Here is a 14853-nt window from a genome sequence, read left to right as displayed (position 1 = left end):
GAGGGACAGCAGGTCATTGTTGCCCACCACATCCTGGCCCCAATTAGCAAAGCGCTCGCCGCGATAATCCGCCTCGCCGAAGCGGTGTGACTGGATCATCGTGCCCATGGCACCATCGAGGATAAGGATGCGTTTGCGGGCGGCCTGATAGAGGGCGTCGATACGAGTTTGCCGATTATTCAAGGTGTTATCCATTTGACTGCGGGTAAAGAAAGGGGCGCATTCTAGCAGAGTTTGCCGGGCTTGCTCAGGGGCGGAACGTCAATTCGCGGGGATAAAAACGGCTCTGGCGATTGTGGCATTTCTGCAAGGCTGTTAGAATACATGACTAAATTAGTCAGGTATATAACCCAGGTTGTTTTCATGCTGAATATCACCATTACCGAATCCGCCCAGCAATACCTTGCCGGCCTGCTAGACAAGCAGGACTGCGAAGGCATCGGCATTCGTATGTTTGTCACCGACCCCGGTACCCCCAAGGCTGAAACCTGCATCGCCTACTGTCGCCCCGATGAAATACAGGAAAGTGATGAAGTGATGGAGCTGGCGCGTTTCAAAGCCTATTTTGAACAGCGCAGCCTGCCATTCCTGGACGACGCCAAGGTGGATTACGCCGACGACAAGTTTGGTGGCCAGCTGACCATTCGCGCCCCCAACTCGCGACTGCCCCGGGTGAGTGACGACAGTCCACTGGAAGACAAGATCAACTACCTGCTGTACAACGAGATCAACCCCGGGCTGGCGGCTCACGGCGGCATGATCACCCTGGAAGAAATCGTCGATGGCGTGGCCGTGTTGCGTTTTGGCGGTGGCTGTCAGGGTTGTGGCATGGTGGACGTTACCCTGAAAGAAGGGGTGGAAAAGACCATGCTGGACAAGATCCCCGAGCTGAAAGGGGTGCGCGATGTCACCGACCATTCAGATCGCAGTCAGTCCTATATCTAGCAGAGGACGTTGCGCTGGGGCTTTGTTCCTCAAATCGATACACTTTCTTTACTCATAACAAAAAAATGGGCAAGCTGTCATAGCGAGTCGGGAGAAAGTGGCGATGGGTAGACAACCTGAATTTGAGCGTGCACAAGTGCTTGATAGCGCACTCGGTCTCTTTTGGTCGGATGGATATGAAGTCACGTCCATCAGCAAGCTGCTGGACGTGATGGATTTGAATCGGGGCAGTCTGTACTCCTCTTTTGGTGGCAAGAAGGCGCTCTTTGCCGAGGTGCTGGATCACTACATGGCGATGTTCCGGGCGCAGCTCTATCATCCCACCCTTGAATCGATAGCGGACCCCAAGCAGGCGATCAGCAGTTTTTTCCAAAAGGCCTTTATTGAGCCGGAAGACAAGGGCAGGCTGGCCAATGGCTGTCTGTTCCTGAACGCCATCAGTGAGCTGAACAAAACCGAGCCGGCACTGGCCGACAAGGCGATTGACTCCATTCGCTGGCTGCGAGAGTTGCTGCTTGCGCGCCTGCTGGAAGCCCAGCAAGCCGGCCAGGTCAGTCCTGACAAGGACCCCGCATCGCTGGCGGATTTCCTGATTGCACTAACCTCCGGTCTGCGGGCTCAGTGTAAGTCTGGAAGCGATGAACAGACTCTGCAGCGGGTCATCGATACCGGATTGTCATCGGTATTCAGCGAATAGTCTTGATATGAAAACCATTAAAAAACGGGCTGTTAAGCCCGTTTTTTAATGTGAAAAATAACTACTGGCGAGTGGGCAATACGTCGCACAGTTTATCGTGCATGTCCCGCAGGGCCTTCTCGGTGGTATCCCAGCCGATACAGGCGTCGGTAATCGAGACCCCGTATTCCAGATCCTTGAGGTCGGCCGGAATCTTCTGGTTGCCCGGTTTGATGTTGCTTTCGACCATGATGCCGATAATGGAGTTGTTGCCTTCCAGAATCTGGTTGGTGACGTTTTCCATCACCAGCGGCTGCAACTCATGGTTTTTGTTGGAGTTGGCATGGCTGCAATCCACCATGATATTGGTGGCGATGCCGGCTTTGCTCAGTTCCTGCTCGGCCAGGCTGACACTGACGGAATCGTAGTTGGGCTTGCCATCACCGCCGCGCAGCACCACGTGGGCGTAAGGGTTGCCGGCCGTGGTAATGATGGCGACAGAGCCCTCCGAGTTGATACCCAGGAAGCGGTGCGGGCTGGCCACGGACATGAGTGCATTGATGGCCACGGTGAGGCTACCATCGGTGCCATTCTTGAAGCCCACCGCCGAGGACAGGCCGGAAGCCATTTCCCGGTGGGTCTGGGATTCGGTGGTGCGGGCGCCAATGGCCGACCAGGAGATCAGGTCCTGCATGTACTGGGGCGAGATCGGGTCCAGGGCCTCGGTAGCGGTGGGCAGGCCGATTTCCGCGATATCCAGCAGCAGCTTGCGACCCACGTGCAGCCCCTCGGAAATCTTGAAGGAGTCATTCAGGTAGGGATCGTTGATCAGGCCTTTCCAGCCGGTGGTGGTGCGCGGTTTCTCGAAATAGACGCGCATCACGATAAACAGCGTGTCGCGGACTTCATCCGCCAGTTTTTTCAGCCGCGCCGCATAGTCTTTGGCGGCGTCCACATCGTGAATGGAGCAGGGGCCTATCACCACCAGCAGGCGGGGATCCTTGCGGTCCAGGATGTTTTGGATGGTCAGGCGCCCCTCAGTGATGGTTTTGCGGGCGGCGTCGGAGATCGGCAGTTCCTGCTTGAGATCCCTGGGTGTAATCAAAACGTCCTGGGAAAGGATGTTGATGTTTTCAACAGCTTTAGTCATTTGTGTACCAGATAAATCTTTTGTTTCTGTTGGGCTCGGCATTCTACATGAAATTGGCCGAATCGTGGCAGATGGCAAGGTTATAGACGCCATAGGGAAAATTAATGTGCCATCAGAGTATGTCGATCCTGTGAATCAGCGGGAAATACAGGGCGATTTTGACCGGGTGGTCGCCCAGTTGCCGGTATAACTGGGCATAACAGTCGAGCTGTTCCCGGTAGTGCTCCCGCTGTCGCTGCAGAAACTGCTGCAGGGGTTCCCCTGCATCGGGTTGTGCGGTCTTGTAGTCGATAACCCAGCGCACGCCCTGATCCACAAAGGTGCGATCGATGACCGCCGTTCGCGGTTGTCCGGTGGCGTCCCGATAGCCGATGGCCTGTTCGCAGGCGCTGTGCGGGTGGCTGTTGTCGAGAATCCAGTTGGCGGTTTGATCGGCCAGGCAGTTTCTCACCCCCTGTTGCAGCTGTTGCAGGGGTTCGGCGGTGTCGCTCAGCCCCAGCTGGCGCAACTGGATATCCCAGAACGGCAGCCGTTGCAGGATGGTTCCTTCCGACCAGTTGGCAATGCCCTCCACGGCGATTTGCCGCAGAATCCGGTGCAGTACCGTGCCGGTCTGGCGCGCCCCGGGAGCCTGCTCCGCGCTGGCAGGCACGCTTCCCTGCTGACTGGGCCGCCCCTCGTTTTGCTGTTCCCGTGCCAGCGACAAATTGGCCATGCCCGCAACCGGCTGCCAGTCCAGAGGGAGCCGTTTGATACTGGCCAGTTGAGGGATGCTCTGGTCGGCACCACTGTCCTCTTCAACGTATTTGTGCCAGCGGATGCTCTCCGCCCGCTGGGCAAAATCCTGTTCCAGGGCGGGCCACAGGCTATCCAGCAAACTGTTGCGCACCGGCGGCTTGCCGTCTTTGACCGTGCACAGCAAATGCAACTGGCGAATTGCCCGGGTCACGCCCACATAGAGCACCCGCGCGATTTCCAGGCGGTTTTTCAGTTTGTGCTCCCGCGCCAGGTGGCGATAGAGGGCGTCGGTCTCGTTGCCGGTCTGGGCGGGGGGGCCGATTAGCAACTGGGTTTCGCCGCTTTCGCTGATCCGCTCCTGCCAAAGCAGCAACTGGGTGTCGTCGCCGCGGGGTTGGCGGTTGAGCCCGGGAATAATCACCGTGTCAAATTCCAACCCCTTGGCCTTGTGAATGGTCATCACTTGGAGTCGGGTATCCGCCGCCTGATCCGGTTTGGCATAGAGTTTCTGCACCGCCTTTTCAAAGGTTTTCCAATCCGCAATGGTGCCGCCCTGTTCGTGTTGCTCCAGCAGCGCCAGGTATTGCCGGCACTGTTCGAGCTCTGTATTCGAACGGAGTGTCGCAGTGCCGCCGAGTGCCTGCCAGGTGCCCTCGACCCAGCAGCGCAGGGGCTTGCGCTGGCGTTGCTGCCAGGCCCGCACCAGCAGTGGGGCAACCCTCTGCAGGATTTTTTTCCCTGCCGGGGATAGTTCCGGCAGTTCACTCGAGAGGGCGAGCTGTTCCAGCAACAGGGGCAAGCCGCGGCGAGCGGGCGCCTCCTTCTCGTCCGGGGATGAATTGCCCGGAGATGAAATACTCAGGCACAGCAGATCCTCGAGATCCAGCCCGCACCAGGGGGCGCGCAGGACGGCCAGCCAGGCGATGCGGTCGGCGGGGGAGAGCAGTGCCCGGGTCAGGGACATCAGGTCGATCACCGGCATGCGCTTGCCCAGTGGGTCGATGTCAGTGGCCTGCCAGCGGTGTCCCGCCTGTTGCAGTGCCCTGAGAATCTCCGGCAGATGGGTGCGGTTGCGCACCAGGATGGCAATGGAGCCATCGGGCTGGCGGGTCTTGGCGTCCGTCACCAGCGCCACCACCCGCGCCGCTTCCGCCCGGCGATCCGGAAAATCCACGAAGGCATCCAGGGTGACGGCACAGTCCGGTTGCGCCTCGTGGAAAGCAGTGGCCGGGCTGTAGGGCACCGCACCCCGCCCAATGCTCTGTGCGGTGGGGAACACCGCGGGGAAGCGTTCGTTAACCCAGCGGATCAACCCGGCCTGGGAACGGAAGTTTACCTGCAGATCCAGAGGCTCCAGCTGGATCTGGCCGATGGGCAGGGTTCGGGCTTCCAGAAACAAACCCACATTGGCACTGCGGAAGCCGTACAGGGATTGCATGGCGTCGCCGACAATAAACAGGCTGTGGCCATCACCGGGTTGCCAGCCCGCCGTCAGCCGTTTCAGGATCGCAAATTGCGCACTGGAGGTATCCTGGAACTCGTCGGTGAGAATGTGGCGGAGCTGGTAATCCAGTTTCAGTGCCAGTTCAGTGGGTTCCTCCTCATCCCCGAGGGCGCGCAGGGCCGCCAGGGTGATTTCGGTGAAATCGCAGACCTTGTATTGCTGGAAGTGCAGGCTCAGCGCCGCGGCAAGGGTTGGCAACAACTGGCTCAGGGCGTTCAGTGCCTGCCATTGATTGTCGGGATAAGTGCTATTGGGCAGGAAGCGGATATCTTCCAGCCTGTCGTGCAAGCCCGGGATTTCCCGCAGCTGCCTCAACAGGGCTGTCATCGCCTCCTTTTGGGCCTTGGCCCGGGCCTTGTCACCCGCAACCTCGGTGGGGAATCCCAGGTTTTTATCCAGCCGTGCGCGCCACTCCGACTCCCTGGTCATGAGCAGCTCGCAGAGTCCCAGCCACTGGTCGATCCCCCCGGCATCTGTATCGGGTAGCCCGCGAATACCCAGGCAGTGGGCGATGGGCAGATGCTGTTTGTCTTCGGGTAACTGGCTGGCGGCGTAGTCGGCCAGCAGTGCCAGTTCACTGCTGTATGGTTTCAGCAGCACTGCCGCCGCCGCCAGGGTTTCCGCAACGGTGGTGCGCAGGAAGCTTTCCAGATACTCCCGCGCATCGTAGTCCCGCCCGCTCCGGGTCTGGAACAGGTGCCCCAGCCACTGCTCCCGCTTGGGCAGCAGCTCCAGCAACAGCGCTTCCAGTTTGTTCAGGTCATTGTCCAGATGGCCGAGCAGGGTGGCGATGGCCGCGCCCAGTGGCGACTGCTGTTCCAGGGCCGGCAGTAGCAAGTCGGCGATCACCTGGCGGTAGTGGGGCTCCGGGTTGTCAAGGGGTTCCATCTGCTCGCCAAAGCCGCTTTCCAGCGCCAGTTGCCGGGCCAGGTTGAGGCAGAAGCCGTCGATGGTGAGAATGCGCAGCCGGTTCGGTGCCTGCAACAATTGCCAACCCTGGGCACTATCCCTCGCGAGTGCCGCGCTGGCCAGTTCAAACGTGGTGCGCTGGTGTTCGCCCTCGGGTGGTTCATGCCTGCTGGCCCGCTGCAGCGCCTGGATGATGCGATGGCGCATTTCTCCCGCCGCCTTGCGGGTAAAGGTCATACAGAGGATTTCTTCCGGCCTGTCCACGGTGGCCAGCAGTCGCAGCACCCGTTGGGTCAGCAGTTCGGTCTTGCCGGAGCCGGCCGGGGCCGATACCGCAAAAGAGCGGTTGGGGTCGAGGGCTAGAGCGCGCTGTGGGGCGTCGACAATGCTCATGGGTCGACCTCGTCGGACTCGTCGTTCGCCACTAACTCCGCGGCGCGGTTCAGGGGTTCCAGTTCGGCCTGATACTGTCGGGCGCTCTGGCTGTGAAAGCGGACCGGGGCGTAGCCGCTTTTAAATTCTTCCGCCAGGCCGCTCAGCACCCGCTGCCACTGCTCGAGCAGCTCGTCCCAACTGCCCGGTTCACCGGCTTTGCCGCCGGGAGCCCTGAGACCGGGCAGCATGCCGTTGTGCTCGGCATAGCCCAAAAACTGCTGTGCGCTGGCGTTGACCTGGGCAAAGCTGAGGGCGGCCACCGCTTCCCCGCTGCAGAGCAGATAGAGCGGCAACTGTGGTTCTTCCGGGCGCTCGCCGAGCCAGCGGTTGGCACTGGCGGAGCCGGTTTTGTAATCGATGATCACCCGTTTATCGCCTTCCAGCCCGTCGATGCGGTCGATGGTCATGCGCAGGGGCAAGCCGGCAAATTCGGTTTGCAGCGGCTTTTCCAGCGCTTCGACCCGGAACGGCGGGCGGGTTTTTTCCAGTGCCAGCCACCGGGACAGCAGCTCAGCGAGTCGCTGTTGTTCGATGCCGACAAAGGCGGGTCCGAATAAGTCGGGGCGCTCTTTCAGCCAGCTGCGCAGGGCATCCGCCACGGTCTGCTCAATCAGTTGTTGTAATGGGTCGTCACCCAGGGCCAGCAATTGCTGCTGGTTTTGCAGCTGCCGCCACAGGCGCTCCAGGCAATCGTGGAGCAGATTGCCCCGCTCCCATGGGGCGAGGCCGAGACTGGGTTCCGGTGGTTGTCTGGCTCCGAGCCGGTGGATGGCGAAGGCATTGAACGGGCAGCCGGCCTGATGCTTGAAAATTCCGGTGCCGCCGCCGATGGACTCCCGTTGTAGATCCAGTGGCGGTCCATATTCACAGGCAACCTGTTCCAGGGTGATGAATTCCGTCGTATCAGTCGACGATTCGGGTAATTCGGACAGGCTGATGGGCGCTGTGCCGGCAATGAGTTCGCTGGGTTGCAGGGGCTGGTCGCCGTCGAACTGGCTGTAACTGAGGATGACTTCCGGGGCGGCCCCCAGATACCCCGTCAATTGTGCGGTGGCCAGTTGCAGTTCGTATTCGGGATTACTCCGCGGCGTGCCAAATTCCCGTTGCAGCGCCACCGGCAGCAGCGGGTTGGGCGCAATGGGCTGTGGCCAGCGGCGATCATCCATACCCGTGATCCACAGGTGGTCGAAGCGCAGTCCGGCGCCTTCCAGCAGCCCCAGTACCTGGATCGGGGCGTCGGCGGTTTCCGGTTGAAAGACGGCACTGCTGGCGAGCTGTTGCAGTTGTCGCAGCGCTTCCGACAGTTCGACGGCGACGCCCAGTTGGTCCAGGTGGAGATAGTGTTCCAGCAGTTCCTGCCAGTGCTGTAACTGCTGGTATTCGATGCTGTCCAGGCCGCGCTCTCCTGGCCAGCCAAGGCTGTCAAGCTGCCCCCTGAACAGTTTCAGCCACTGGCTGTAGCGGGCGCTGCGGGGCATTTCCCGGCGCTGTGTCTCGAAATGTTCCAGGCGCTTGCTGAGCGGGTTATCCTCAGGCTGCTCCGCTCTGGCAAGCTGGTAGCGAAACTCACTGCAACGGGGTTGCCGTTGCGCCCGCTCCCGCAAGCGGATTTCCGCTTGTGCCCTCAGTACTTCGGATTGTTCCCCCCAAAACGGGCTATTGAGCATGCGGCAAAAGTCATCCAGCGGCAGCCGTGGCCGGTTCAATGTCAGCAGCAGCAGTGCCGAGGCCACCAACGGGGTGTCCGCCAGGGAAATGCCCGCCGAGAGATTGAAGGGCGGGGCGCTCTGGGGTTGTTCGGGACGGTTGTAACGGGGTTGCAAGCGACTGCGCAACAGTCGCTCCACCCGGGCGCGCAAGCGCGGCAATTCCGGGATCACAATGCCGATGCGGCCTTCCGGATTGGATTGCAACCGCGCCACCGCCCAGTCAGCGGCGCGCTCCAGTTCCTGCTGCTCGTCAAACAGGGCGATCTGCCGGACGTGCTGGCCCCTCCCGTCCAGTTGCTGTTCGGCCAGCTCGTTAGCGGCAGCTTGCAGCAGGCATAGGTAAAGCGGTGGCAGGCTGTCAAAACCACAGAGGTGGATACGCTTAACCGGACTGAGGGTTCCCTGTAGAAAGGCATTGCGTACCAGGATCGCCCTGTCGGCGGCCGTGATCAGCTGATGATCCGCCAGCTTGGCGCGAAAGCGGTCAATCCAGCGCCACAGCAGCGGCGCTTCCCGCTGCAGGTGCTGGTCGGGGATCTGCCAGCGTTGCACCATGGCGTAGCTGTTGCGCGCCTGGCGGGCAAAGCCCCCCGGCAACAGGGTGGCGGGCTTGTCACTGTCCTCTTCGATTACCTGTTCCCACAGCAGCAGCTCCAGCTCGGCCGTGACAGGGGTGCCGGCTGTGGCAGCGGCAAAGCCCAGGTCGCAGCAGCGCAGCCATTGTTCGTCCAGCCAGCTCTCCAGGGCGTACACGCCGGGTTGGGGCCAACTGCCGCTGCCGGATTGCTGCTGCGCCATCCCCCAGGCCTGGCGAATTTTGCTGGCCAGCCGGTTGTTCGAGGTGAGAATCAGGGCGCCGCGCGCAATGTCTTCCCTTAGCGGGGCTATATCAAAAAGCGGGCGCATCATGTGGGGTATCTTTGTTATCCTTCTCTGAGCGCAAATGATCGCACATCGCCCGCCCGCGACAAAGACAGGTGCACCAATCGGGTCGCGGTTTCACAACATCAACATGACAACTGGGGTTCAGGGCAAAGCGGATGATTATCAGCCTCGACAATCTGTTTTTTCTGCTGGCAGGCCTGGCGGTTGGGGCACTGCTCAGCTACCTGCTGCTGCGGGCGGCGTTCGGCAAAACCCAGGTCGCCGCCGAGGTGGGCGCGGCCAGTATGTCGGCAGAGCTGGGGACCCTGCGCGCGGGAATGGCCCAGCGGGACAACGAACTGTCCGCCCTGAACCGCGATAAGGCCTCCCTGGAAACCCGCCTCGATGCCGAGCGCACCCGCTATGAGGAGCAACTGCAATTGCTGCGCCAGGCGCGGGAATCCCTGACCCAGGAATTCGAGAACCTAGCCAATCGCATCTTCGATGCCAAGCAGGAAAAATTTTCCGAGCAGAGCAAACAGGCGCTCAATACCAGCATCGACCCCCTGCGCAGGGAAATCCACGACTTCCGCAAGAAGGTGGAGGACGCCTACGACAAGGAGAATGCCGAGCGCAATAAACTGGTGGGCCAGATTGTGGAGTTGCAAAAGCAGGCCCAGCGGGTCGGCGAGGATGCGGTGCTGTTGGCCAACGCCCTGAAAGGCGACAGCAAGTTCCAGGGCAACTGGGGCGAAGTGGTGCTGGAACGGATACTCGAGCAGTCCGGTCTGACCAAGGGCCGCGAGTATGAAACCCAGGTGGCCCTGAAAAACGAGGAGGGCAACCGCCGCAACCCCGACGTGATCATCCACCTGCCGGATCAACGGGATATTGTGATCGACGCCAAGGTATCCCTCACCGATTACGAACGCTATTGCCGGGCCGAACAGCCGGAGGAGAAACAGCGCTTTCTCAAGCAGCATATCAATTCCCTGCGCGCCCACATCACCGGCCTCAGTCGCAAGGCCTATGAGCAGCTGGAAGGGGTCAACAGTCTCGATTTTGTGCTGATCTTCGTGCCCGTTGAGGCGGCGTTCATGTTGGCGCTCGAGCAGGATCACAGCCTGTTCCGGGATGCCTATGACAAGGGCATTATCCTGGTCAGCCCGAGCACACTGCTGGCCACCCTGCGCACCATTCACAATATCTGGCGCTACGAGGACCAGAATCGCAACGCCCAAAAAATTGCCTCCGAGGCGGGCAAGCTTTACGACCAGCTGGTGCTGGTGGTGGAATCCCTGGACGAGGTGGGGCGGCACATCGACAAAAGCCAGGAGGCCTGGCGGCAGACCCGCAAACGGCTGGTGGACGGGCGCGGCAATCTGGTGAAAAAGTTTGAAGACATCAAGAAGCTGGGGGCCCGGACAAGCCGCCAGTTGCCGGACAGGCTGGTGGAGGATTCCGCGGATCAGGATGAGCTGTCACAACCCTGCCTTACCTCTGACGACCAGGAAATATCATGACCCTATTAATCCTTGTTGGCCTGCTGGTGATAGCGGGCCTGGGCGGTTATGCCGCCTACCTGCAGTTGCAGTTGCGTCGCCAAAAAGCTGAACGGCAGGCGCAGGCAGAGCAACTGGCCGCAGACCTGGAAGCCCGGCGGGCCCACTACCGCAACAGCATACGGGTACTCGCTACGGCCATAGAAGCTGAACAGGTCACGCTTACCGAAGGCGCCATTCGCATCAGTATGCTGGTGTCGCAACTGAATTTGGAAGAGGAGGAGCTGACGGATTACCAGGTCTTCTTCCAGCTGACTGAAGCCACTTCCCATATCCCGATTCTGGAGGAATGGAAAAAACTCAGCACCCGGGACAAGCTGCGCTATGACAGCGAGCGGGAAGAGATCGAGGAGAAGTTCCGGGAGTTCGTGGTGGTTGCCGCCCGCAAGGTGCTTCATAAAACGGCAAAAGAGGGAGAGCAACCGCTGTTTTACCCGGTTGGCAAGCACTGATTCCTGTCGGAACCCCATAGCCCGGCTTGCCTGTTCAGGGGCTAGCCCCTACCATGCACGCCCTTACAACATAAGGGGTTATTTATGAGTGTTGAGAAAATTCTGCACGAACGCAGCAATGGGCATTGCGAACTCTGTGGTGCCGACTCGGATCTGGCCAGCTATGCAGTGCCCCCGGTGGAGGTGGTCGACGCGGACCACGCGGTATTGTTGTGCGGCACCTGTCGTGAGCAGATTGAACAGCCCGAGCGTGTTGTACCCAACCACTGGCGCTGCCTGAATGACAGCATGTGGAGTCAGGTGCCGGCGGTGCAGGTGATGGCCTGGCGTATGCTGAAGCAGTTGGTTGCCGAGGGCTGGCCCCAGGATTTGCTGGACATGCTGTACCTCGATGACGAGGTGTTGAGCTGGGCCAAGGCGGGAACGGCCGAGGATACCGCTGAAGCAGTGGCGCCGACACTGGACAGCAATGGCGCGGTGCTGCAGGCCGGCGATACGGTGACCCTGATCAAGGATCTGGATGTGAAGGGTGCCGGCTTTACCGCCAAGCGGGGCACGGCTGTGCGCAATATTTCCCTGACCGACAATCCGGAGCAGATAGAGGGCCGCGTCAACGGGGTGCGGATTGTGCTGTTGACCTGTTATTTGAAGAAATCCAGTTAACAGAATATGAAAAAAGCGGGCTGCGGCCCGCTTTTTTCATGGCCGGGCCGGACTCAGCCCTTCGGCAGGTAGGGGATGGTGCCGGCGGCATCGGCATCATCAATTACATGGACATTGCTGATGCTGCCTTTCATCCGGGACTGGCGAAATTCCCCGTACTCCGGGTCGTCGAGAAAGGCCTGTGCGGCGGCCATGGAGGGAAATTCGACCAGTGCAATCATATCGGCTTTACAGGGTTCGCCCTCAAATGTGGTGATATTGGCACTGCGAGACAGGTATTTGCCGCCGTGCTTGTGGACGATGTCGTGAACATTGGTGGCGTAGCCCGAGACCCATGACGGGTCTGTTACTGTCACGTCGCCAATCAGATATACAGCCATGCTTATTCTCCATTATCGGTTTGCGGGCATGTGTTTCAGGTTAAAAGGATAGCTCGTCTTTTCCGGCGGTTATGGCCGATCCATCCAGGTCAATGATACCCAGGGCATCCAGCCAGATGCCGAGGCCATAGGCGCAGCCCAACCAGACAATCAACAGGCTGATGCTCAACAGCAGCACCCGCCAATTTGGCTGGAAGCGGTAGTGTACGGAGTGCTGAATGGCATCCCTGCGCATCTGCCAGGTTGCGGCAATGGAAAGTGCCGTCAGGGAATAGACAAAGGGGATGACAATACTCGGGAAGTTGCTCGGCAGCTGTGGCAGTAACAGTAACAAGCCGACGTTGAACAAAATCCCCCCGGCCAAGGTGTACTGGGTGCCGTTCTGGTTGCCCAGGGTTTTAAAATTTTGCCACAGAAGGTACACCATGGCGATCGGCCCGCCCACAAACGAGCCCAGGCCAATCTGCAGGGGGGTATAGAGTCGGGGTTGCTTGATGACGATGTTGTCCACTTGTGTACTCCTGAACGGTGGGGCGGGCGATCCGGCTGGCTCAACGGCAGCCAAAATTTCCGGCGGGGTTTATATCAGGGTTTCGGCTTGATTAACCGGTAGAGGTAGACCAGCAGCACGCCAGCGGCGCCGGCTGCGAAGGAGGCTACCGCGGCAGAAAACCAGAACACAAAAGGCGCGCCTTTGGCCTTGAGCACCAGATCGCCCACGGCGAGGGCGGAAAAGACCGCCACCGGGGCGCTGTAGGCCGCGGCAGTCAGCAGTCCCTGGCGGATGCTGGCCAGTGCCATGAATCCCGATATGAGGGTATTGAGGGTCAGGGCGACGATCGCTGCGATATAGATCCAATAGCCCATGCCATTAAACATGGTGACGAAAAAAACACTGAAGGCGAACAGTCCGGCGAGACTGGCGTTGATATGTTGAACGGGTTGCATACTGGGCAAAACACCTTGGTTGTTGTCTGGCAGGCGGTTGAACAGCCGCCTGCGTTGTTATCATGGCGTAAAAAATCGGCGCAATTCAGTCAGTTACTGCCCATAAGCGCCCTTGATTCGCCGGGTTTTCCTCGTGTCGGCGGCCCCGCAAAGATGTCTCAATGACCCGCAACGGGTGCGTTTCTTGGCGGGGTTAGCCGCGGGAGAGGGGAATAAAACACGGAAATGGCCTGAGTGCAAACCCCCGGGTCGGGTCAGGCACAATGGCGGTTGGCGGCGGCCTGCGAGGACAACCGGGCTAGGGGAATAAACTGCAGACTGAATCCATAACTGCCCCCTCGGGCGGGAGCTTGTCTTCATCCCCTTCCCGGTATTTTCCAGTGCGCACCAGGCAGCCCATCAGGCCGGCGTGGACAGCCCCCTCCACATCACCGATTACATCGTCTCCCACCATCAGGCACTGGTTGGCCTGGTAGGGCGTCGAGGCGACCACCTGCGCGAAGAACTCCCTGCCCGGTTTGCCCATGATCACGGCCTCGGTACCCGCAGCCCATTCGATAGCGCGAATGAACGGACCCGCGTCCAGCATCAGGCCCTGTTCATTTTTGAAAAAGCGGTTCATCCCGATGCCGATCAGGGGTGCCCCGTTGATGCACAACTGGAAGGCGCGGTTGAGATTCCGGTAGTTGAGGTCATCGCGGGCATCCCCCAGCAGGACGCAATTGGGGGAGGTTTCATCCAGTTCCGCCATGTCACAGCGAATGTCCCTGTGGATCAGGCAGTAGGGGCGCAGGCCCCGTTGTTCGATATAGTGTTTTGCCGCGATGGGGGCGGTATACAACTCCTCGTCACGGACCGCGATGCCCATGGCGTCCAGCTTTTCGATTAGCTGGTGGCGGGGCTGGGTCGCGGTATTGGTCAGGAAGCGCAGCAGAAGGCCCTCATCCCGGGCTTTCTGGACAGCGTCCGCCGCGCCGGGGAGCGCTTGGTCGCCGACAAACAGCACGCCATCCAGATCGAGAAACAGGGCTTGAAAGGTCCGTGACATGTAAAGGCTGTCTCCAGATTCACGATGGCGATAAAGATAACACAGCTGGCGGCGATACAAGCGCTCCCGGTGGCGGAGTGCAACTGCGTTTGCTGAGCGCAGCTATCCCGTTGGAATGGTGATGGGTCGGTGCGGCACAGCAGTTTTCAAGGTGTTGTTCTGGATTATTCCTGAAGAGCCTTTTAGACTGCCAGTCCTGGGCGCATGACCCGGCATGATAGTAATTTTTTATTGTTGGTTATATTGAGGGTTTTGAAATGAATTTGATGAAATTGTTGGGTATCTCTGTTTTGGTCGCAGGTCTGACCGCTTGTGGCGGTTCTGAATCCGCTGGCAACGAGGAAAAAGCAACTGAGGCGGCACCTGCTGCGGTTCAGGAAGCAGCGCCTGCAGTGGTAGAAGAAGCCAAAGCAGCGGTAGAGGAGACCGCAGAGGCAGTGACCGAGGCCGTTGACGAGGTGAAAGAGGCCGCACCGGAACCGAAGAAGCTGGAAATACCCGAAGGCATGGTGGAAGGCAGTGTTGAGCACTCCATCTGGCTGAACAATCAGGGCCAATAAGCTTCTTTATCAATCAAGCGCAGACCCGCCCAATCCCCTCAGGCCATTGCGCGTCCGAGGGAAGTTGGGATACCGGGTCTGCGTTTTTTTGTGCCTCTCGCCCAGCGGGCCCCGATTTGCCAGTTCCTTTCCGATCCGTTTTTGCCGGTTGTGACAAAGCGGCAAGCGGGATGGCGGGTTAGTCGTTGATCGCTGGTTTTTCGATTTCTTCTTTTTGCGGGCAGGGGCGGCCACTCTGGCGGCGGACAGGGCAGGCATTTTTGACGTGTTTGCGTTGATCGATCAGTGACGCAATCGCGTCGCGGGTATT

General features: G+C 59.7%; 14 protein-coding genes. 6 read left to right on the top strand and 8 right to left on the bottom strand.

Annotation, left to right across the window (positions count from 1 at the left end; translation table 11 throughout):
• Positions 1 to 183 (bottom strand): hypothetical protein (locus ABY948_RS06400; RefSeq protein WP_461481690.1); only part of this gene is annotated, 183 nt, incomplete at its 3' end.
• Between the two features lie 180 nt (positions 184 to 363).
• Between ABY948_RS06400 and nfuA the strand changes: the two genes are divergently transcribed.
• Together nfuA and ABY948_RS06390 are read left to right on the top strand one after the other, a co-directional pair.
• Positions 364 to 945, top strand: coding sequence for a Fe-S biogenesis protein NfuA (gene nfuA, locus ABY948_RS06395; protein WP_461481689.1), 582 nt, complete (start codon positions 364 to 366; stop codon positions 943 to 945).
• A 103-nt stretch (positions 946 to 1048) separates the two neighbouring features.
• Positions 1049 to 1642, top strand: a complete 594-nt coding sequence (locus tag ABY948_RS06390; RefSeq protein ID WP_461481688.1) for a TetR/AcrR family transcriptional regulator — start codon at positions 1049 to 1051, stop codon at positions 1640 to 1642.
• 61 nt (positions 1643 to 1703) lie between these two features.
• On the opposite strand, the gene ABY948_RS06385 is transcribed toward ABY948_RS06390, so the two are convergent.
• The 3 genes from ABY948_RS06385 to ABY948_RS06375 form a co-directional block, all read right to left on the bottom strand.
• The gene (locus ABY948_RS06385; RefSeq protein ID WP_461481687.1) at positions 1704 to 2771 is read right to left on the bottom strand and encodes a 3-deoxy-7-phosphoheptulonate synthase; all 1068 of its coding nucleotides are present in this window, start codon (positions 2769 to 2771) and stop codon (positions 1704 to 1706) included.
• 112 nt (positions 2772 to 2883) lie between these two features.
• Positions 2884 to 6315: a UvrD-helicase domain-containing protein gene (locus tag ABY948_RS06380; protein WP_461481686.1), complete on the bottom strand. Its 3432-nt coding sequence runs from the start codon at positions 6313 to 6315 to the stop codon at positions 2884 to 2886.
• The gene (locus ABY948_RS06375) at positions 6312 to 8975 is read right to left on the bottom strand and encodes a PD-(D/E)XK nuclease family protein (protein ID WP_461481685.1); all 2664 of its coding nucleotides are present in this window, start codon (positions 8973 to 8975) and stop codon (positions 6312 to 6314) included. The genes ABY948_RS06380 and ABY948_RS06375 overlap by 4 nt, the downstream gene beginning before the upstream one ends.
• A 131-nt stretch (positions 8976 to 9106) precedes the next feature.
• Between ABY948_RS06375 and ABY948_RS06370 the strand changes: the two genes are divergently transcribed.
• The 3 genes from ABY948_RS06370 (at position 9107) to ABY948_RS06360 (ending at position 11607) form a co-directional block, all read left to right on the top strand.
• Entirely contained in the window at positions 9107 to 10453 is a 1347-nt protein-coding gene (locus ABY948_RS06370; RefSeq protein WP_461481684.1) for a DNA recombination protein RmuC, read from the top strand.
• On the top strand, positions 10450 to 10944 hold the full coding sequence (locus ABY948_RS06365; protein ID WP_461481683.1) for a DUF2489 domain-containing protein: 495 nt from the start codon (positions 10450 to 10452) through the stop codon (positions 10942 to 10944). The genes ABY948_RS06370 and ABY948_RS06365 overlap by 4 nt, the downstream gene beginning before the upstream one ends.
• Before the next feature lie 84 nt (positions 10945 to 11028).
• Entirely contained in the window at positions 11029 to 11607 is a 579-nt protein-coding gene (locus ABY948_RS06360; RefSeq protein WP_461481682.1) for a PhnA domain-containing protein, read from the top strand.
• Positions 11608 to 11660: 53 nt separating this feature from the next.
• Here ABY948_RS06360 and ABY948_RS06355 read toward each other — a convergent pair whose 3' ends face one another.
• The 4 genes from ABY948_RS06355 to ABY948_RS06340 all read right to left on the bottom strand — a co-directional run bounded on the left by ABY948_RS06355 (position 11661) and on the right by ABY948_RS06340 (position 13983).
• Positions 11661 to 11987, bottom strand: a complete 327-nt coding sequence (locus ABY948_RS06355; protein ID WP_461481681.1) for a DUF1330 domain-containing protein — start codon at positions 11985 to 11987, stop codon at positions 11661 to 11663.
• Positions 11988 to 12027: 40 nt separating this feature from the next.
• On the bottom strand, positions 12028 to 12498 hold the full coding sequence (locus ABY948_RS06350) for a hypothetical protein (RefSeq protein ID WP_461481680.1): 471 nt from the start codon (positions 12496 to 12498) through the stop codon (positions 12028 to 12030).
• Between the two features lie 74 nt (positions 12499 to 12572).
• Positions 12573 to 12935: a hypothetical protein gene (locus tag ABY948_RS06345; RefSeq protein WP_461481679.1), complete on the bottom strand. Its 363-nt coding sequence runs from the start codon at positions 12933 to 12935 to the stop codon at positions 12573 to 12575.
• A 298-nt stretch (positions 12936 to 13233) separates the two neighbouring features.
• A complete protein-coding gene (locus ABY948_RS06340) occupies positions 13234 to 13983 on the bottom strand; it encodes a TIGR01458 family HAD-type hydrolase (RefSeq protein ID WP_461481678.1) in 750 nt (249 codons plus the stop codon).
• A 257-nt stretch (positions 13984 to 14240) separates the two neighbouring features.
• On the opposite strand from ABY948_RS06340, the gene ABY948_RS06335 reads away from it, so the two are divergent.
• Complete coding sequence (locus ABY948_RS06335) at positions 14241 to 14543, top strand: hypothetical protein (RefSeq protein ID WP_461481677.1); 303 nt, start codon at positions 14241 to 14243, stop codon at positions 14541 to 14543.
• The last annotated feature ends 310 nt before the right edge of the window (positions 14544 to 14853 follow it).

It is taken from the genome of Porticoccus sp. (assembly GCF_041592135.1).
GTDB lineage: Bacteria > Pseudomonadota > Gammaproteobacteria > Pseudomonadales > Porticoccaceae > Porticoccus.
The sequence above is the reverse complement of the archived record's forward strand: the minus strand, read 5'-3'. Positions and strand labels throughout refer to the sequence as shown.